Annotated in this window: 17 protein-coding genes and 2 rRNA genes (1 of these 19 only partly in view); 9 read left to right on the forward strand and 10 right to left on the reverse strand. The window is 39.9% G+C overall.

The genetic code is table 11. The annotated features are described in order from the left end of the window. Positions 1-9 precede the first annotated feature (9 nt). From NSMS1_RS07490 to aroC, 3 genes are all read left to right on the forward strand, one after another. Positions 10-1512, forward strand: a complete 1503-nt coding sequence (locus NSMS1_RS07490; RefSeq protein ID WP_224092256.1) for a hypothetical protein — start codon at positions 10-12, stop codon at positions 1510-1512. Positions 1513-1524: 12 nt separating this feature from the next. Further along, a complete protein-coding gene (locus tag NSMS1_RS07495) occupies positions 1525-2634 on the forward strand; it encodes a hypothetical protein (RefSeq protein WP_224092257.1) in 1110 nt (369 codons plus the stop codon). Positions 2635-2906: 272 nt separating this feature from the next. Beyond that, positions 2907-3995, forward strand: coding sequence for a chorismate synthase (gene aroC / locus NSMS1_RS07500; protein ID WP_224092258.1), 1089 nt, complete (start codon positions 2907-2909; stop codon positions 3993-3995). A 56-nt stretch (positions 3996-4051) separates the two neighbouring features. On the opposite strand, the gene NSMS1_RS07505 is transcribed toward aroC, so the two are convergent. The 4 genes from NSMS1_RS07505 to NSMS1_RS07520 form a co-directional block, all read right to left on the reverse strand. After that, on the reverse strand, positions 4052-5722 hold the full coding sequence (locus NSMS1_RS07505; protein WP_224092259.1) for a phosphatidylglycerol lysyltransferase domain-containing protein: 1671 nt from the start codon (positions 5720-5722) through the stop codon (positions 4052-4054). Next, complete coding sequence (locus tag NSMS1_RS07510; RefSeq protein WP_224092260.1) at positions 5719-6624, reverse strand: alpha/beta hydrolase; 906 nt, start codon at positions 6622-6624, stop codon at positions 5719-5721. The genes NSMS1_RS07505 and NSMS1_RS07510 overlap by 4 nt, the downstream gene beginning before the upstream one ends. 88 nt (positions 6625-6712) lie before the next feature. After that, positions 6713-7642 carry an alpha/beta hydrolase gene (locus NSMS1_RS07515; protein WP_224092262.1) on the reverse strand — a complete coding sequence of 310 codons (930 nt, stop codon included), beginning with the start codon at positions 7640-7642 and terminating at the stop codon, positions 6713-6715. 15 nt (positions 7643-7657) lie between these two features. Then, on the reverse strand, positions 7658-8506 hold the full coding sequence (locus NSMS1_RS07520) for an alpha/beta fold hydrolase (RefSeq protein ID WP_224092264.1): 849 nt from the start codon (positions 8504-8506) through the stop codon (positions 7658-7660). Positions 8507-8657: 151 nt separating this feature from the next. Between NSMS1_RS07520 and NSMS1_RS07525 the strand changes: the two genes are divergently transcribed. The 4 genes from NSMS1_RS07525 to NSMS1_RS07540 all read left to right on the forward strand — a co-directional run bounded on the left by NSMS1_RS07525 (position 8658) and on the right by NSMS1_RS07540 (position 13028). Then, positions 8658-9590, forward strand: coding sequence for a lysylphosphatidylglycerol synthase domain-containing protein (locus NSMS1_RS07525; protein ID WP_224092266.1), 933 nt, complete (start codon positions 8658-8660; stop codon positions 9588-9590). A gap of 307 nt (positions 9591-9897) precedes the next feature. Continuing rightward, entirely contained in the window at positions 9898-10437 is a 540-nt protein-coding gene (locus NSMS1_RS07530) for a GAF domain-containing protein (RefSeq protein ID WP_224092268.1), read from the forward strand. Positions 10438-10494: 57 nt separating this feature from the next. Further along, the gene (locus NSMS1_RS07535) at positions 10495-11730 is read left to right on the forward strand and encodes a class I SAM-dependent methyltransferase (protein ID WP_224092269.1); all 1236 of its coding nucleotides are present in this window, start codon (positions 10495-10497) and stop codon (positions 11728-11730) included. A 419-nt stretch (positions 11731-12149) separates the two neighbouring features. Further along, complete coding sequence (locus tag NSMS1_RS07540; RefSeq protein WP_224092271.1) at positions 12150-13028, forward strand: NAD(P)-dependent oxidoreductase; 879 nt, start codon at positions 12150-12152, stop codon at positions 13026-13028. A 75-nt stretch (positions 13029-13103) separates the two neighbouring features. Here the strand turns inward: NSMS1_RS07540 and NSMS1_RS07545 are convergent, their stop codons facing one another. Continuing rightward, positions 13104-13457, reverse strand: coding sequence for a carbon dioxide-concentrating mechanism protein CcmK (locus NSMS1_RS07545; protein WP_224092273.1), 354 nt, complete (start codon positions 13455-13457; stop codon positions 13104-13106). An 88-nt stretch (positions 13458-13545) separates the two neighbouring features. Continuing rightward, positions 13546-13857, reverse strand: coding sequence for a carbon dioxide-concentrating mechanism protein CcmK (locus tag NSMS1_RS07550; RefSeq protein ID WP_224092275.1), 312 nt, complete (start codon positions 13855-13857; stop codon positions 13546-13548). 208 nt (positions 13858-14065) lie between these two features. Between NSMS1_RS07550 and NSMS1_RS07555 the strand changes: the two genes are divergently transcribed. Both NSMS1_RS07555 and NSMS1_RS07560 read left to right on the forward strand, forming a co-directional pair. Further along, positions 14066-14971: an alpha/beta fold hydrolase gene (locus tag NSMS1_RS07555; RefSeq protein WP_224092276.1), complete on the forward strand. Its 906-nt coding sequence runs from the start codon at positions 14066-14068 to the stop codon at positions 14969-14971. Between the two features lie 122 nt (positions 14972-15093). Further along, complete coding sequence (locus tag NSMS1_RS07560) at positions 15094-15606, forward strand: hypothetical protein (protein WP_224092278.1); 513 nt, start codon at positions 15094-15096, stop codon at positions 15604-15606. 273 nt (positions 15607-15879) lie between these two features. Here the strand turns inward: NSMS1_RS07560 and NSMS1_RS07565 are convergent, their stop codons facing one another. The 4 genes from NSMS1_RS07565 to NSMS1_RS07580 form a co-directional block, all read right to left on the reverse strand. Continuing rightward, positions 15880-17502: an RluA family pseudouridine synthase gene (locus NSMS1_RS07565; protein WP_224092280.1), complete on the reverse strand. Its 1623-nt coding sequence runs from the start codon at positions 17500-17502 to the stop codon at positions 15880-15882. A 63-nt stretch (positions 17503-17565) separates the two neighbouring features. Beyond that, a complete protein-coding gene (locus tag NSMS1_RS07570; protein ID WP_224092282.1) occupies positions 17566-18858 on the reverse strand; it encodes a glycoside hydrolase family 10 protein in 1293 nt (430 codons plus the stop codon). Positions 18859-19169: 311 nt separating this feature from the next. Further along, positions 19170-19287 (reverse strand): 5S ribosomal RNA (gene rrf / locus NSMS1_RS07575). Positions 19288-19348: 61 nt separating this feature from the next. Next, positions 19349-19373: ribosomal RNA gene (locus tag NSMS1_RS07580) — 23S ribosomal RNA — on the reverse strand (it continues 2803 nt past the right edge of the window).

Genomic DNA, 19373 nt, shown 5'->3' on the forward strand with positions numbered 1-19373 from the left:
AAATAAATTATGAACACTTTATCTTTAAATCAGCCTTATCTAACCGCTTGCGTAATTTGCAGAGATACAAGAAGTTCGCTCTGGGCAAATATTTTATTACATCATTTTGCTGAAGTTTATATCATTGCATCCCATAGTGATTATCGAAAGTTGAACCATTGTGATATGGAGGGAGTAATTATCCCAGAGAGCAAATTGCCTAAATCAGTAGATGCAGTATTTTTTCACTCTAGTGATGAACTACTTTGGAAAAATAGTCATGTAAATTCTCAATATATTTTTGAGTTTAATACTCCTGGTACGCCTGAAGTTAAGCAAGGGATACTACCAATATTACGTCAAACAGCACCTAACTTTGCCATCAAGACAAAAGATATTGAAGAGGTAGCTAATTATATTACTGGAAAATCTTTGAATTTACCGCTAATCTGTTGTAAAAATTTAGAATTATTGCCTGCTATATCACTACTTTGTCAAGCTTATTTAGCAGTCTATTCTCAGCAACCAGAGGTATGTAATTCATCATGGTGGCTTCAAGGTTTAGGAATTTTTGAGTATAACCAAAACTCAAGCGATCGCCTGATAAGTTTATTAGATAGTGAGTGGCAGATAACTAGAAAAAATCATCGTGATAAACAAGAAGTTGTCACTTTAATTAATTATATTTTACCAACAAATACCCCACAAGAAATTAGTCCAGATGTGGTGGTAGCCGCATATCAAGCCCTCAATACTCAGCCATGTTTAAGAACTATTGATTTATCTCTGGATAAATTACCCCCTGTGCATTTTAGAGCCATCTTTGCAATTCCAGGTAGCCAGACAAGTGCTGCTACATCTATGGTTCTTTCTACCATGCTTCAGGTTCCCACATTATTTATTGATGAAAATAAATATCGGCATAATTGGAAGGTTTATAAAAAAGCCGTTATTGTCTTGACACAGAACCAATTGTCATACATCCCAATGCTGAGACTCGAAGGATTTAGCGGTGCTGTTTTAATATTAAGTACTACTCATTTTTCGCTCTTAAAACAGCAGTATAGAGTGCTGCGATTTGGAGAAGGTTCTCATGATTGTTTTGACCCTCATGAAGTGCTTTCTCTTTTGCTAAAGAAGATAGCAGAGCTATTACCTTTAGAACCTGAAAATTTACAATTTTTGCAAAAAGAATTAAAAGCTGTACAAAAAATGAGGAATACACAAATTACAGCATGTCTAGCAAATATTAAACAGCTTAAAAAGTTATCTCCTGAAGATGAGTTAACCATTAAAAAGATAGAAAATTCCATAGAGCAATGGAGAGCATCTGCTCGTGTAGCTTGTCATACAGTCGTCAATATTGACAATGAAAATAAACAGTTACAACAGCACTTTCAAACAGCGCTCAATAATATTAACATTCAGGATAATGAAAAAAGATATCAAGCAATAGCAAGACTAGAAGCTGCATTTAATCATTTGCAAGATTTGTTACAAGCTACTGGTGAAAAATTTATTTCTTCTTATTAAAAGGGTGAGAATGTGAGTGATGTAGGTATTTTAATATTAGATGATGATGAACGTTGGCTAGCGCTACACGAAAGGCGATTAATAAGAGCAGGCTTTAGCTGTTATTCCACCCAAAATGCAACAGAAGCTATCAAAATCGCTAAGACTAACCCATCTGTTAAGTTTGCACTAATTGATGAAATTCTTTATGTTCCTCCTATCCCTGTTGCTGAGGAGCAAAGAGAACTCCAGCGCTGGCAAGGAAAAGGCGTGATCAGAGAAATTAGCGCTCAACGTTCTGATATAAAAATTATCGTGGTAACAGCAGCACCGATGTCACGGAGTGATGGTAATAGCCAACTATTGATAAAAGAAACAGCAAAGTTGCGGCGACAGCAAGGAGTTATTGATATCATTCACAAATCACAAATCGATGAAGATCCAGATGATTCTTATGATTGGCTGATAGATTTACTTAAACGTCCTGACTTTTCTGACAAAGCTAGTGTCACCACACCAAAAGTTTTAATTGGGTTGGGGTTCACACAAGAGATACATCAAGCTATGGCTGAACAGATGAATATACCTAGAAAGCCATATTTACCCATAGCTCCTTTGTTAAAAAAGGTGGGAAACAAATCAAAAACCCTAGATGAAATTTGGAACAAGGCCGAAGAGAAATCTATACTATTAGAAATGCCTGGCTCTAAAAAACTTGATCCTATCTTGGGAATTAAAGAACGGTCAAATGCTTTCAAAATATTAGCTTTTCTGGCAAAAAAATCTGAGCTACAGCATGAAGTGATTATTTGTGAGCAAGATTATGATTGTTCACGACGCAAATCAAAAATGTATGTAGACAATATTCCAGAAAATAATCGTTTGTCTGTTCAAGATTTTGCTTTTGCTCATAATACAGATGGTAGACGGCACTTGCGTTATGGAGTGCAACTTGAAGGGGTAACTAGCAAAAATTCTCCTCTGAAAGTAGCAATATCCAGATTACGTGAGCAATTAAGTAGATTCAATGTAGGCCGTGCCGACAAGTTACTACCATATGAACCAGAGCATAAAGGTTATCAACCCGGTTTTGAATTAGGTATTGTTCTTTACTCTACCAAAAAAGAGAAAGCTAAGAAATAGTTCAGTTGGGGGAATGACAGCAAGCAGTTTCTAATACGGTGCAGATAAGCTAGGTAAGCTGGGAATAAACACTCTCCTTTCTCCAACATTCCTACTTACCTCAAGAGATAACTTTGTTAACCGAACCGTATTGATTCTTCTGTCTCATTCCCTCTGTCTTTGATTGTCAATAAATTTTTTTGCTGAATATTACAAAAGAAAGTACACGCATAAAAATTAATTTTGGCAAAAACTCTAGGTACAATACATAAGCCGCTTCTTTCCTCAACATCATGGGTAATACTTTTGGACATCTATTTCGCATCACTACTTTTGGTGAGTCACACGGTGGAGGTGTGGGGGTTGTGATTGATGGTTGTCCCCCACGGCTGCCAATTTCTGCTGAGGAGATTCAACTGGAGTTAGACAGGAGAAAGCCAGGACAGAGTAAGATTACAACGCCTCGTAAAGAAGCTGACACCTGTGAGATTTTGTCTGGGGTATTTGAGGGTAAAACTCTGGGAACACCAATCTCGATTTTGGTGCGGAATAAAGATACTCGTCCGCAAGATTACGATGAGATGGCGCAAAAGTATCGTCCTTCCCATGCTGATGCTACCTATGATGCTAAATACGGGATTCGTAACTGGCAAGGTGGGGGTAGATCATCGGCGCGTGAGACAATTGGCAGAGTAGCCGCAGGTGCGATCGCTAAAAAAATTCTCCGTCAAGTTGCTAATGTAGAGGTTATCGGCTACGTCAAGCGCATTAAAGATTTAGAAGGTGTTGTTGATCCCAATACTGTCACCTTAGAACAAGTGGAAAGCAACATCGTGCGCTGTCCCGATGGGGAATTAGCAGAACGCATGATTGATTTAATTGAACAAACTGGCAGACAAGGCGATTCTATTGGTGGTGTGGTAGAGTGCGTAGCGCGGAACGTACCTAAAGGTTTGGGTGAGCCTGTATTCGATAAATTAGAAGCAGATATCGCCAAAGCTGTCATGTCACTCCCCGCCAGCAAAGGCTTTGAAATTGGCTCAGGTTTTGCCGGGACTGTGTTAACAGGATTTGAGCATAACGATGAATATTACATTGATGAAAACGGCGAAGTTCGTACAGTAACTAACCGTTCTGGTGGGATTCAAGGTGGTATTTCTAACGGTGAAAATATTATTTTGCGAGTAGCATTTAAACCAACAGCCACAATTAGAAAAGAGCAAAAAACAGTCACTCGTGAAGGTGAAGAAACCTTACTCGCAGCCAAAGGCAGACATGATCCCTGCGTTTTACCCCGTGCAGTCCCAATGGTAGAAGCAATGGTGGCTTTGGTTCTTTGCGACCATTTATTACGCCACCACGCTCAGTGTCAACTTTTATAGGAGCAGAGGTACAGGGGAGAAAAAACAATTGTCAATTGTCAATTGTCAATTGTTAATTACGCTCCTGGTTGGAAATAATCAAGGAGGCGATCGCCTGAATCTGCGCGAATCAATGCTACAACCACATCGGGTAAGGAGGTTAAGCTGGGGTAAACCAAATAACGTCCTTCCCAACGTGGATGAAATTTCTCTTTATAGGAATGTAAGCCTTGAAAATTGTAGAAACGGTTTAAATGTTCGTAAAGATAGCGCAATACCTTCTCTAAACGCCTGGATTCTGGTTGTTCACCCACCCCAGCCAATGCAGATAAGCCAAAGTTAAAGCTGTCGTAACCTTGGTCTTTAAAGTGTTGCAGTAGGGAAGTGAATAAAAAATCCATCGTCCCATTTTCCATTGATTCTCGGTGACGCATCAAATCAATGGTGGCTTCGTTCAGTTGATATTCTGGTAAGAGATTGGTAAAAGCATCGATTTGCCCATTGGGATTCATAATGACAGCAATCTCACACTCCCGTAGGTAAGCTTCATCAAACCAACCCAAAGAAAAGCGTTTTTCTGAACCTTGCACCATCCTTAACCATTCATCACTCACGGGTTTGAGTTGCTGCAATAATTCATTAGTAATTGGTGGTTGATGGAAATTAATTTGATAACCTAATTTAGTCAAACGGTTAATTGATGGACGAAAGTTTTTACCAGCTTTCCCTTGCAAAGTAAAACTCTTGAGATCCACGATCGCTTCTTCACCAATCTTGAGAACCCTAAACCCTAAAGAAGTGTACATTTCCAAGTCATCGGGTAAAGTTTGGTAAAAAGCTGGATACCAATCATTACGTTGACAAAACTCCCAGAAACTAACGATAGTTTCCATTCTGTCTTCAATGGGGCCGATGGGATCACCCAAGGCGATCGCACCCCTACCTTTAGGAACATAAGCAATAACGCTACGACCAGAAGGACTAAAATAATAGCTTTTATCACTCAAAAGAGTCAAAGCTGCCAAGGAAGAACGTCCATAGTCTTGAACAATTTCCTTTGCTTTTCTTTGCTCATTTGCAGTAGCAGCATTACGTGATAATACTGGTTGTAAAAGCATGATCACTGCAAATGTCATTGTACTGGCAGCAATGATATAAATAGAATTAGCAAAAAATTCTCCAAATTTACTCTTTGGCTGCAAACCCCAATTATCTTCTGTAAAAAACATTGCCAAGGTTTGTACTACGGCTTCACCCCAATTAAAATTTTCGGTGAATTTGCCATCTAACAAATAGAATCCTACTGTGCCATAAGCTAAGGTAAATAACAATGCACCTATTAATATCCGCACACCTTGCGCTACTGAAGGACGGTCAGATTGTGCTGTAAAAACATGGCGCATCAAGATTAACTGTACTAGTAAAATTCCCGATAATATACTTTCTTCGTAATCCCATCCTTTTAATAAATGACTTATGATAGAAATAACTAATATACCTATAGTTAAGATCCAAGCAACTCGTTTTCGCCGTAATAAATTAGTAGCAAGTGTTAATAGAATAAATCCTGTTAACGCGGCAAATATATGACCGCTAGCACGAATATCAAATGGTAAAAATTCTTTTAGCCAATGATTTCTACCATATAAATTAGGTGTGACTGATGATAATAAGTTAACTACTCCAACTACAGCAGTTAGAATAGCTGCACTCCAAAGTCCTAGTTGAGTTTTAGATATACTACTCATTTTGGTTGTGAATTATTAAACTGTTCTCCTACATAAGCCAGGGAATCTTTAAGATGTTTGTGAAAGTAGTTCCACCCTATATCAACACCTGATAAACCATGTCCGCCTGGAAATGAGTAGAAAACATTAGCAATACCTAACTGATTTAAAGTTTGATGAAATGCTTTTGTAGAAGCCAAAAAATCCGTATCGTTTACCCCTGCATCTAAATAAATTCGCAAGCGTTTTCTCTCATCAGGTGATAGCTTTTTGACGATTTGTTGAGGACTATTTTGTGGGCCACTATTATCAATAAAATAACCACTATGGCTAAAAAAGATATTAAAGTTGTTGAGATAGCGTAACCCGATATTTAATGCTCCCCATCCCCCGGAAGATAGACCTCCCAAAGCCCAAAATTGGGGTGATTCGAGCGTGCGGTAGCGTGACTTCACTACTTGTACTAACTCCGAACCAATCAACGTTCCTATTTTACCGTGAGGCCCATCAAAATAGTCGGGGTCATATAAAGGACTCGAACCGCGATTATCGTTACCATCAGGTGTAATCACAATTGATGGAGGTAACTTTTTACTCTTATATAATTCAGATAATATATTGAGTATGGCATATTTATCAACATAGGCACGGGCATCATCATGACCACCGTGTAATAGAACTATAACAGGATAGCGCTTTTGAGGATTTTTACTATAACCTGGGGGTAAAATCACGCCATAATTGCGAACTGTACCCATTGCTTGGGAATTGAAGGTTTCTAACTGAAATTTTAGACCAGTATTAGTTTCTTCTTGGGGTGGATCTAATTGCGGAGCGCCTAATACAAATACATAGTAGTAGCCACCAGCAATTAAGATGGAGATCGCACCTACTATACCCATGAAAATCTTAGAAATTTTCATATTTTTTTAATAAGTTTTGTTAGTCAATGGAGTCAGACAGCCGTTATTCCCTATCATTTCTTGTGTTCAGCCAAATCTATTAAGATTATCAGTGATTGGGCAGATTTTTAGATGTGCTGGCTGTTTGTGCAGCTTTAAATTGTTCACCCACAAAAGTTAAAGAATCTGCTAAGTGTTCTCGCCAATATTGCCAAGTGTGACTTCCAGGATATTCACGAAATACGTGGTCAATATTTAAGCGTGCTAGTTCTTGACTAAAATTTTTGCCTTCATTGACTTCATCACGATCTGAGCTACCTGTATCTAAATAAATTCTTAATCTTTTTTTAACTTGTGATGGCACATTTTTGATATAAACAATTGGGCTATTTGCTGGGCCACTTTTATCTTGAAAATAACCACTATGACTAAATAAAATCGAGAAGTTGTTAAAATTATGTAAGCCTATATTAACAGCACCCCAGCCGCCAGAAGATAATCCGCCAATTGCCCAAAAATCAGGATTGGGTAGAGTACGGTAGCGACTTTTAACTACTTGTACTAACTCATTACCAATCGCTGTAGAGACATTACCATTAGGGCCGTCGAAATAATCAGGATCTCTATATGGACTAGAACCACGCTTATCGTTACCATCTGGGGTAATGATAATACTAGGTGGTAATTTGTCTTTAGCATAAAGCTGTTCTAGGGTTGTCAGAGCTTTTCCTTTGCCTCCCTTAAACCAATCGGTAGGTTCACCATGACCACCGTGGAGAAGAAAAACTACTGGATAACGTTGCTGTGGGTTTTGTGCGTAGCCAGGAGGTAGAGAAACTCCATAGGTACGATTTCCCCCCATGATTTGGCTGTTGTAGGTTTCTATTTGAAAGCTGAGGCGGTTAACTACATTCTCATTGCTGGGTGGCGACTGTGCTGTAGAAGGGGTTTTTAGTGGTGCTTGCGCTGTAGCAGTTAATGTTAAAAGGCAGAAGGAAACACTAGTCAAGAATAATATTTGCAGTTTTTTGTTGTTCATAGAAACCCACGCAAATTATATTGTTATTGTGTTTGAATTGTGAACTGATATAACTTTTTGAGTTAGCCAATTAGCGATCGCTTCATTCACTAACTCAGCACACTCAGCCATTACCAAATGTCCCGCATTGGCGTAATGTAAATGAGTCCCATCATCAAAGTGACTCACTAACTCATCCCCCATCTTGAGGGTAAAGCTAGGGTCTTTTCCCGCAGTAATGATTAAAGCGGGAATATGCAGATTCTTCGGTAAAGGATGACGAATAAAAAAGTTATAGTCCCAAAAGATTTCTAAACCTTTATAGGCATCAAAATCTGTAGGTGCTGGGTTTTCAGCAAAAAACCTTTCCATCACACTGTGACGATAGGAAGTTGAGAGAAATTTGTTAACTGTTTGTACCCCAGGCAAATGCAGTAAATATCTGCCACCCCAAGCCATAAATTTCATCAAGGGAATTTCCCACCACGGCGCTAAATCGTGAGTTCCCCCAGCAATAGCAACAATTGCTTTTACTGGATAATGTTGTATAAACTCTAAACCAATAGGAACCCCATAACTGTGGCAGCACAACACAGGTAAATCAATTCCAAAGTGTTGCAATAATCGGTGTAAATCTCGACAATGCCGCCCTATAGAATAACGAGAGTAACGACTAGACTCACCATTTCCTGCCAAATCATAGGCTAAAACTTCCCAGCCTTGAGTCTGAGCAAATTCATACTGCATTCTAAAATTAAATCGGTTTCCCGTACCTCCGTGGATAAAAACCATTGGGGGATAAGCACCAGAACTATGACAAACTTGTAAATTTACGCCTCGACGTAGGTGAAATTTTTCTCCAATAAGTGCATCATAATGAGTCATAAGCAGTAGGGAATTAAAGGTAGGGCAAAAGGGAACAACAATTGCTCACTGACTAGCGACTAACTTCAATAGCTTACGAAATACATTTGTCAATGGTGTGTCAACTGGATGGAAAATTGACGGCTACTTTTCCCTTTATTCCCAAACCTTTATGTTTAAGAATTTTCGATTTAATTTCAGCTATTTATTGAGTTTGTTATTATTGGGACTTTGTATATGGGCGATCGCTAATGAATTACGAGCCTATAATTATCAGGATATTCTGCACTCATTAGCTTCCATTCCCAAACGGCGATTGAGTTGGGCGATTGGGTTAACTATTCTTGGTTATTCAGTAATGGCGGGGTATGATATTTTAGGTTTTTACTACGTTGATCGCACCCTATCGTGGAATAAAATTGCTTTAACTAACTTTATTAGTTCCGCTTTCAGTAACACTATCGGTTTTGCTTTATTGACTGGCAGTGCTATCCGTTACCGATTCTATACTGGTTGGGGAGTGCCAGTAGTAGCGATCGCCCAAATAATTGCCTTTGTGAATTTTACCTTTTGGTTAGGAATGCTTACCCTTGCTGGTTTAATTTTCCTGACTAATCCTTTACCAATTCCTACCCAACTACATTTACCTTTTTCTACAGTACGTCCCTTAAGCTTTATTTTTATCTTTTTACTCGTTATCTACCTATTAGGTAGTATTTTCATTCGGCAAACATTAACAATTCGTGGTCATGTCTTCCGTTTTCCCAACTTCTCGCTATCTGTAGCTCAAATTGCCATTTCCAGCCTTGACTGGGTTTTTGCCGCCGCAGTTCTGTATGTCATCCTGCCTGTTAATTCTAGTTTATCTTACCCTGATTTTTTAGGAGTTTACTTGCTAGCGATGCTGGCAGCAGTTATTAGTAATATTCCTGGGGGGTTGGGAGTATTTGAAACTGTTATCTTGCTCTTACTTTCTTCTAAAATTTCGGCAGCAGTAATTTTAGGCTCACTGTTAGCTTATCGCGGAATTTACTATTTTCTTCCTGTATTACTAGCTGGAGGCTTATTAAGCATTTTTGAACTGAAATATAGAAAGAATATCTAATAATTAAAAAAAGTTTAATATTTTTGGGTTAGGTATTGCCTAATGTTACTTGCTTTGAGTTGGAAGACAAATTTAAACCAGGGCTGCCTCTACTTGTATTTGTATTAGAACAACATCGAATTAGATTTTATAACTGTGTAAGGATTAGGTGAAATGAATATTGAATATAAAAAGCATGAAACCCTTATTACATAAGCTTTAAGCTAATCAATTACTGATTTTACCTAGCCAACGCTACTGTTCAACTAAAGCCTAATAAATTACTATATAAATGTGAAAGATTCGCCCGATTTATCAATCTAGAACTGTGCAACTTCACTCTCAAGCAGAATTTGATCCTCACTCGAATAACCCTGCTGAAAAGGGTTTACAAAGAGTTCTCCAGCGTCTTGTCCAAACAATGCAAAGAGACGCACTAGTTCGACAAACAACGAACAACCTGAGAGAATCGCTACAAGTTGATCGGGTGGTGTTGTATTATTTTTATTCGCAGTGGCACGGACAAGTTACATTTGAAGCCTTAAGTTCTGAAGAATTTTCCATATTAGGCTCAAGTGGGCCAGATGAATGCTTTAATGATGAATATGCAGCATTGTATTTAGCAGGACGTACAAGAGCGATCGCTGATATTGAATCAGAACCAATCAACCCTTGCCACCGCGACTTCCTCCGCACTCTGCAAGTCCGCGCCAATCTAGTTGTACCAGTTTTAGTACCCAAAGGATTATGGGGACTATTAGTTGCCCATCATTGCCAAGCGCCCCATTTTTGGAAAGAATCAGATATACAACTCATGCAATCAGGGGCGCAAACTTTAGCTACATCGCCCTACATTTTGGCAAGCTGAACTAGGTGGAGGACAAATCAATTTAAAATTACGCCTGATAGTGAATTTAACTTATCTATGAACCCCCCTTCACCGCTACAACAAGCCATAGCCCAGCGCATTGCTACCAGTCCCCAAGCGCGAATAACCTTTGCAGAATATATGGACATGGTGCTATACCATCCCGAACACGGTTATTATTCAAGCAATGCAGTCAAAATTGGCTTCAAAGGTGGTGATTTCTTCACCTCAGTTAATCTCGGCGCTGACTTTGGTGATTTACTAGCAGAACAATTCCTCCAAATGTGGGAAATTTTAGGACAACCAGTCCCCTTTTATTTGGTAGAAATGGGTGCAGGACAAGGATTATTAGCTTTACATATCCTCAAATATATTCAGGCGCAATATCCCAAGTTATTTGCCGCCTTGCAGTACCTTATTGTCGAAAAATCCCCAGGCTTAAAGCAAGAACAACAGCACCGCTTACAAGAATTTCCCGTGCAATGGTGCAATTTAGAAGACATAGCATCTAACTCAATTATTGGCTGCTTCTTCTCCAATGAGTTAGTAGATGCCTTACCAGTGCATCAGTTCACCTTAGAAGCAGGGGAGTTGCAAGAGATTTATGTAACCTTGCGGGGAGTGGGGAGTGGAGAGTGGGGAGTGGGGGAAGATAGGGGAGATACCAATCTTATTTTGTCTCCTAATTACGAATTAACAGAAATTACCGCCTCACCCTCAACCCCCAAACTTGCAGAATATTTTGAGTTAGTAGGAATTAATTTAACCCAAGGTGGTTATGAGGATGGCTATCGTAGTGAAATTAATTTAGCAGCCCTTGATTGGTTGAGTATAGTAGCAGACCGCTTGCAAAGAGGGTATGTGATAACAATTGATTATGGCTATCCTGCCAGCCGTTATTATAACCCCAGGCGATCGCAAGGAACCCTACAGTGCTACTATCAACACCGTCACCATGACAACCCTTATATCAATATCGGACAACAAGATATCACTGCCCATGTTGACTTTACCGCATTAGAGAAATGGGGTGATCGCTGCGGTTTAGCCAAGCTTGGTTTTACCCAACAAGCTTTATTTTTAATGGCTTTGGGCTTAGGAAACCGTATTGCTGCCCTTTCCCATCAACAAATCTCTGTCTCTGAATTACTAAATCGCAGACAAGCCCTACATCAACTAATCGATCCCACAGGACTAGGTGGCTTCGGAGTTTTAATTCAAGCCAAAGGGCTAACAAAACAAGAAACATCTCAACCACTCAAGGGTTTGACTATACCGGAGTTAGCCAGATGAGGGAGATGAAGGCGATGAGGAAGACAAGGGACAATCAATAACGACTATGGACTATGGACTGTTGACTAATGACCGATGACCAATGACTAATGACCAAATAATTAAAACTCTATATTTAAGAATGCTCAATCAGCTAGATATAGACTAGCATAACAGTGATTACTATGAGTCGAGCATCAGAGGGGAGTTATAAATATGTCTACTCATGACCTAATAGTGCTAGTAACATTACTTAGTCCTGGCATCTTGCTTTCAGTTGTCATTATGGCAACATTTGCCGCAGGCGGCTGATCGCTAGATTCAGGCGTAGGGGGTAGAGAAACAACGTAAATCTGTTAACTGTCAACAGTTGATTAACTACTCCCTAACCACAGAAAATCAAACGATGACAAAGCGTCTGAATCAAAGGAACGTAAAACATGAAGGTGGCATTTCTGGGAACTGGACTAATGGGACTACCAATGGCCCAAAGATTGTTAGCAGCAAATATAGAGGTAGTCGCCTATAACCGTACCCCAGAAAAACTAGCCCCACTACAAGCAGCAGGCGCGGAAGTAGTGACACATCCCCGCTATGCCATTCGAGAGGCTGAATGCGTCATCCTTATGTTGACTAACGCCGCCGCAATATACCATGTTTTGCTTTCTGATACTTCCTGGCGGACTCTGGAAGGGCGTACTATCATCCAGATGGGAACAATTACCTCTACACAAAGCCAAGAAATTCGAGATTCTATAATTGGTGGTGGCGGCGAATATATAGAAGCACCAGTGTTAGGAAGTATACCAGAAGCAGAAGCGGGAACGCTGACGGTGATGGTAGGTGCTGAACCTCGACAATATGAACGTTGTCTAGATTTACTCAAGAATTTTGGCCCAGAACCGTTACTGATAGGGCCTGTAGGAACCGCATCTGGTTTGAAATTAGCTCTAAATCAGTTAATAGCTTCATTAACTACCAGCTTCGCTCTAAGTTTAGCCTTTGTACAGCGTCAAGGCATTGATGTAGACAAATTTATGGAAGTTCTGCGGGGAAGTGCGCTATATGCCCCTACCTTTGATAAAAAGCTGCAAAGAATGCTGGATGGCGATTATAGCAATCCCAATTTTCCGACAAAACACTTACTCAAAGATACAGATTTGTTTATTTCCGAAGCCCAATATCTAGGTTTGGAACTCAGCAGTATTGAAACTGTGCAGAAAATTTTACAAACAACGATGAAAATGTCATTCGCAAATGAAGATTATTCTTCCATATTCTCCATCATTAAAGATTGGGGAGAACCAAGTGGCGGTTAGGAAATAAGGGTAGAGGCGTATATATTTGCGCCCCTACGACGAGTACAAATGTCTTTATTACCTGTACCCTACCCTCTATCGCCCGTTGTTAGAACGAATGATAGGATTTTCTACAGAATCCCGATACTGTTGAACTGCATCTGTGTAACCAATAGGTAGCACAGCTTCAACGTTTTCATGAGGACGGGGAATAATTACCCAAGATTCTAAAGTACCACCATAAACATTCTGTGCAGCTTCCACACCAGCCGCCATTGCTGTCTTAACTTCGGAAACATCGCCACGAATATTAACTGTAAAACGAGCGCTACCAACTCGGATATAGCCTACGAGGGTAACACGACCAGCTTTCACCATAGCATCTGCTGCTGCTAACACAGCCGGAAAACCCTTAGTCTCTAACGCTCCCACTGCCTGTAATGACGACATTTAGTAATCTCCTGTATGAATAATTAATTTACGTGGCGTACCAGTTTATTGTACGCAGGCACGCTACATAGGCTAATAGCAAAATTGCTTAGAAAACCCTAAAAGGATCTGATTTTTCGGTAAAGTGAATGGGAAGGATATCTTCCACATTTTCTGGAGGATTAGGAACTATATAATGAGTGATAACTTCACCACCATGTGCTTGTTCACCAGCCTCAATTCCCGCCTCAACGGCTCTTCTTACTTCAGCAACGTGTCCGCGCACAGCCACTAACATACGAGCGCTTTCTGCCTGACCATAATATACTAAGGTGACTGCGGCAGATTTTACCATCGCATCTGCTGCCGCAAGCACAGCCGGAAATCCTAAAGTTTCAATTACGCCAACCGCCATTGGCATGGCATTAGCTCCTGATAAAAAAAGTTAAGTGATATTAATTGTACGAGGCTTTCGACCCCATTGTGATACCAAGGGGGAAATTTCTTTTGGGAGATGAGGGAGATGAGGGAGACAAGGAAGCAGAGGAGAAAAAATAACTGTCAACCCTTCTCTACGAGACGCTACGCTCAGGGTAAACTGTCAACTGTCAACTGATAAACTAGAATCCATGTTTCCAAATTTTTTACCAGCCACAGTCGAGCAACTTACCGAAGCTGAGTCGATCGCCTTAGCTAGAAGTATTCAAACTCACGCGATCGCTACTCCCTTAAGTAATCAACCAATCACTACAGCCTATGTACGTCAAGGGATTGGGAGTACACCAATTTTATTAATTCATGGCTTCGATAGTTCTGTATTAGAATTTCGTCGTCTTATACCACTGTTAGCACAAGAGAATGAAACTTGGGCGGTGGATTTGTTGGGTTTTGGATTTACAGAAAGACTTGCTGGGATACAGTTTAGCCCTGTGGCTATAAAAACTCATCTATATTACTTCTGGAAAACTCTGATTAACCAACCTGTAATTTTGGTGGGTGCATCAATGGGGGGTGCGGCGGCGATTGATTTTACGCTCACTTACCCAGAAGTAGTAGAGAAGTTAGTGTTAATTGATAGTGCTGGTTTGCGGGGGGGTTCACCGCTAACTAAATTTATGTTTCCCCCATTGGATTATATGGCGGCTCAGTTTTTAAGGAGTCCGAAAGTGCGCGATCGCGTGGCTCGTGCTGCTTACAAAAATCCTAGTTTTGCCACCCTTGATGCTCTATATTGTGGTGCATTACATTTAGAAATGCCTAGCTGGCCTGAAGCTTTAATTGCATTTACTAAGAGTGGTGGCTACTCTGCTTTTAGATTTAAAAAACTGGCTGAAATTGTCTCACCTACTCTAATTTTATGGGGTGATAACGATAAAATTTTAGGTACTGAAGACGGCAGAAGATTTAAAAGAGCGATTCCTCATAGCCAACTCATCTGGATTGAAGATTGTGGTCACATACCACATTTAGAACAACCGAGTATTACTGCTCAACATATCCTTAACTTTGTAACTGAAAAGGTTGGAAGTTACTAATTATCATTTCTGTATCTATAAATTTGTTTAATAGAGCGATCTCCTAGTATCTAGTTACCATAAAATTTTGGAACTTCTTCACATCGAATGCCATCTTTATGGATAAAGTGGGGAGTTAGACTATGCTTAAATTATCAAAAAAATCTGTATCAACATTAACAATATTCAGCTTATATTGTATTAACTTAGTAATATTTACAAATCCTGTAATGGCAGGAGAAGCAATTCTAGATAGAAATTGTCGCTATTACGTGAGAACGCCAGAAAATCTTAAAAAAGTACCTCCCCAAAATCGTGCGACTGTCTACTTCACATCTGGATTTAATACAGGTAAACAAAAATACTTTTTACAAGTGCTAAAGTTTCCCAATTCTACAAGTGTTTTCTGTTTAGTCAATCCTCATACTAAAACAAATCAAAAAATAAATAAAATCCAACTAATTCAAGATAAAAAAATAGAAAAAATAGAAAATTTTCCCGACAAACCAGCAAGTTATATAGTTAGAGCAGAAGGGGATAAAAAAGAAAATTTATTCCGAGTTATTTATCAACTAAATCTCAGTAATCCTTACGATCCAAAGTTGTCACCGCTAGTCAAAATATATAATAAAAGCTATATAAAAACTGCCAAATAACCTAATAAGTAGAAGGACTAAATTAAACTTAACTTGATAGCGCCGGGTTTCGACTGCGCTCAACCCTCTTCTAATAAGGTTAACGAGCATTGAGCGTAGTCGAAATGCGTCTTATAAGTAGCTCAGTGTTAAAAATTATCGCTATGGCAAGGCAGGAGGCAGGAGGCAGAAGGCAGGAGGGAAGAGGGTTATAGCCTTGTTTACCTTTCTTAACTTAGCTTTGTTTTTTCCCACCGACTTACTTAAATAATTGTGTCCACCTACTTAGTCCGCTTAAAATGGCGTTTTTACGTGTAAATGAATAGTCGCTCCTGAGTGCGGATGCTGAAAGCGAAGTTCTCTAGCGTGCAAGTATAACCGACTTACCCCAGTCGTGCAACCATAAAAGCGATCGCCTAAAATTACCACTCCTAATCCTTGCATATCCGCCGCATGAACTCGCAATTGATGGGTGCGTCCTGTGAGTGGGAAAAATTTAATCCGGGTGTAGTCTCCTTCTTTTGCGATCGCACGATACTGTGTCACACTAGGTTTACCACGTTGCCAGTCAACTTGCTGATAAGGTCGATTTTTGGGATCTCCCCACAATGGCAAATCAATTATCCCTGCGTCCGTACCAACAACTCCCGCAAGTACAGCTTCATAAACCTTGTAAACTTGTCGCTGTTGAAACTGCTGGCTAAGTAAACTATAGGTTTGTCTATCTTTTGCTAGTAAAAGAATCCCAGATGTATCCTGATCCAAGCGATGTACAGCTGCAAGCATCTTCCCATCAGGTAACAAATGACGCAAACGACTAACAACACTATCTTGGCTGTCAAGATAACGTCCAGGAACAGATAACAACCCAGTCGGTTTGTTTACAGCAATCAGCCATTCATCCTCATAAATTACATTACTGCCAAAATCTAGAGTAGAAGAGTGAGATTTCAAACCCGACAACAAAAACCCCATCAAAGGTTGACATCGTTCCGTGCAAGCACCGTAAAACTCACCCTGAATTTTATCTTGAGAAGATGAACCCCACCAAAATTCAGCCATTGCTAGGGGTTTAAGTCCATGAGTTGCCGCATAATGTAGTAGTTTAGGCGCACAACAGTCTCCTGTTCCTGTTGGTAAACCACTCGGCATTAATTGCTGTAATGATACCGATTGTCCCAGAAAATTCATCAGGCTGTAAGCAGCGTGCATTTGCGTCTGTAATTGCCGAGATAGAGATTTTCGCTTTTGCTTGAGGTGTTGTATCCTAGCGTTTGCTGTAGCGATCGCTTCCTCTAATGGTTGCAGCACCTTGTCTCGTTCTTGCTTCAATCGCCGTTTTTCCATCCCATCCTGACGGCTTTCTTCCTCAAGTTGTGCCAATGCCGTAGTCAGTGCAGTTTGTGAGATTTCGGATAATAACAAACGCTTTTGTTGACGTTGATACTTGCGTTGACGATGGCGATCGCTCATTACTTGCAACTGCTGCTCAAATTCCTGATAAGCAGTATCATACAGTTGCCTTTCTGGCAGTTGGTTGAGAGTAATCAACTCCTGCTTAATAGCATCTAACTCAGCCAAAGTCTGCGCCTCATCCAAAGCAACTTGCTCTCTCCCTGGAATTGGTGGAACCCAACAATCAACTACACTTTGACCATTGAGCAACCCAGAGAAAGCCTTCAGTACCCGTCTTTCGCCAGTCGGCATTTCCACTAGTAAGATGCCATACATTTTTCCTTCACGAGAGTATAGCTCATCATGAGCGAGTTCCTGCATTAAATCACGAGCGATTGTCTCTGCTAAAAGTGTACGAGGCAACCTCAACAAATCCCCAGATTGCAGACAATACCCTTCATACCAATAGTTAGCAGACAAATCATCACCCATCAAATGTGACAACCTATCTAATACCTCCATCAAAGCTATGATGACAAATCCAATAGATAAGATAGTTCGTAGTAAGGACTTTAGTCCTTAACATTACTCAATTCTGGCACGAAGCGCCGGATTAGGAAAAAGAGCCTGAAATCCGGCTTGTCGTTCATCTAATTGTTCTCGATCATAATCCCAAAGACTACTGTAGTAGAAAAAAGCTACTCCCAGCCCACGTTGCCGTGTAGTTCGTACCTGAGAATTAATCTGTGACATAGGGACAGCATTATTGCGTAACCCTGTCATAATCCCGATACCAGTAGGTATAACTTTTTGTGCTTCTTGAATTTCTGGACGAGAAATAATAGAGGTAAAACTTGGCAAATTAGGACGATAAACTTGGACAATAAGTTCATCTACAATCTTTAATCGTATCCAAGCCAACCAATCTTGTAATTGAAACTTGTAAGCAAAATCGTAATAGTTGGGAGATATAGAGAAAATTACGTTAGGCTTTCTGGCCTTTACAGCTTGGTTTAGCCGTACCATAAATGCCGTAATTTTATCAGCACGCCAGCGCACCCATGCCGTCTCTTGAGGATTAGAGGGTGGTGGATTTTTAGTTTCTTTAGTATATAAAGATACCGTATATTTATCGTAACCAAATTCATGAGGTAAACTCATGTGATCATCAAATTGAATACCATCAATGTCATACTTAGTAACAATTTCTAGCACAAGGTCACTAATTAAACGTTGAACATGTGGGTGAAAAGGATTCAGCCAAACCACCTCACCAGCAGCACTCATTGAAGTTTGTCCACCATTACGCTTTTGCGTTAACCACTCTGGATGGTTCATAGCTAATTCAGATGTTGGAGGAGCCATAAAACCAAACTCAAACCAAGGAATAGCTAATAAACCTCGACGATGCGCTTGGTTAATCACATCCGCAAGAATATCATGCCCATCCTTACCTTTAAATACAAAAGGTTGGATACCAGCCTTTTGTGCTACAGCACTAGGATACATGACATAGCCAGAGTTCCACACCACGGGGTAGACTGTATTGAAATTCAACCGCCGTAGTTTACTCATGGCATCCTGCACCTTAACGCGATCGCGAAGGATGTCAAAATCATTGTTAGTCATCCAAACCCCACGAATTTCTTGCCGAGGTATTTGTGCAGCAGCAGGAATAAAGTTATCTACAAGTAATACTGTGACAAAAGATATCAATACTAAAATAGGGAAAATACTCTTGAGCAAAGTTCGACGATAAGTATTTGGCCATCTAAATCGCCACTTCTGAATAAAACAGCTTAAATTCATCCGTTTAAAAGATGATTTAGCTAACCAGACACGCCATCCCATGAATTTGTCATAGAACTTACTAGCCATAGAGTCTACCCGCTTTATTGCTTACTAAAGAATGGTTCATTAGTAGTAATTCAATGCGGTGCATCGAAATTTCTGCCTCAATAAAAATTGAAGCATACTTAGCACAGTAAGTATAGTTAATACAGATATTTTTTATCAGTACCTCACAAAAATCTACATTAAGAAGCACTTAACTTTAAATAATTTGAGATAATTTAATACTAAACTAACAACCTTATAATTACGTAATACAATTGTATAATTAAATATAACTTGACCTAAAATAAAACCCCCTTTCACACAGGAAAGGGGGTTTTATTTTCAAAAAAAGAACCTGGCACCGAGCGATTGTGGCGGGAGGCAACCCTCCAACTATCGTAGCCGTAGCAGCGTTTCACAACTGAGTTCGGGATGGGATCAGAGTGGTGCCACTGCACCATAGGCACCAGGAAAACTTAGTGGGTACAAAACCCTGAAGACTGCCAGAAACGCGATATTTGCCAATGATGATGAGGTCAAGCCCTCGGTCTGTTAGG

This window comes from Nostoc sp. MS1, from assembly GCF_019976755.1.
Taxonomy (GTDB): Bacteria; Cyanobacteriota; Cyanobacteriia; order Cyanobacteriales; family Nostocaceae; genus Trichormus.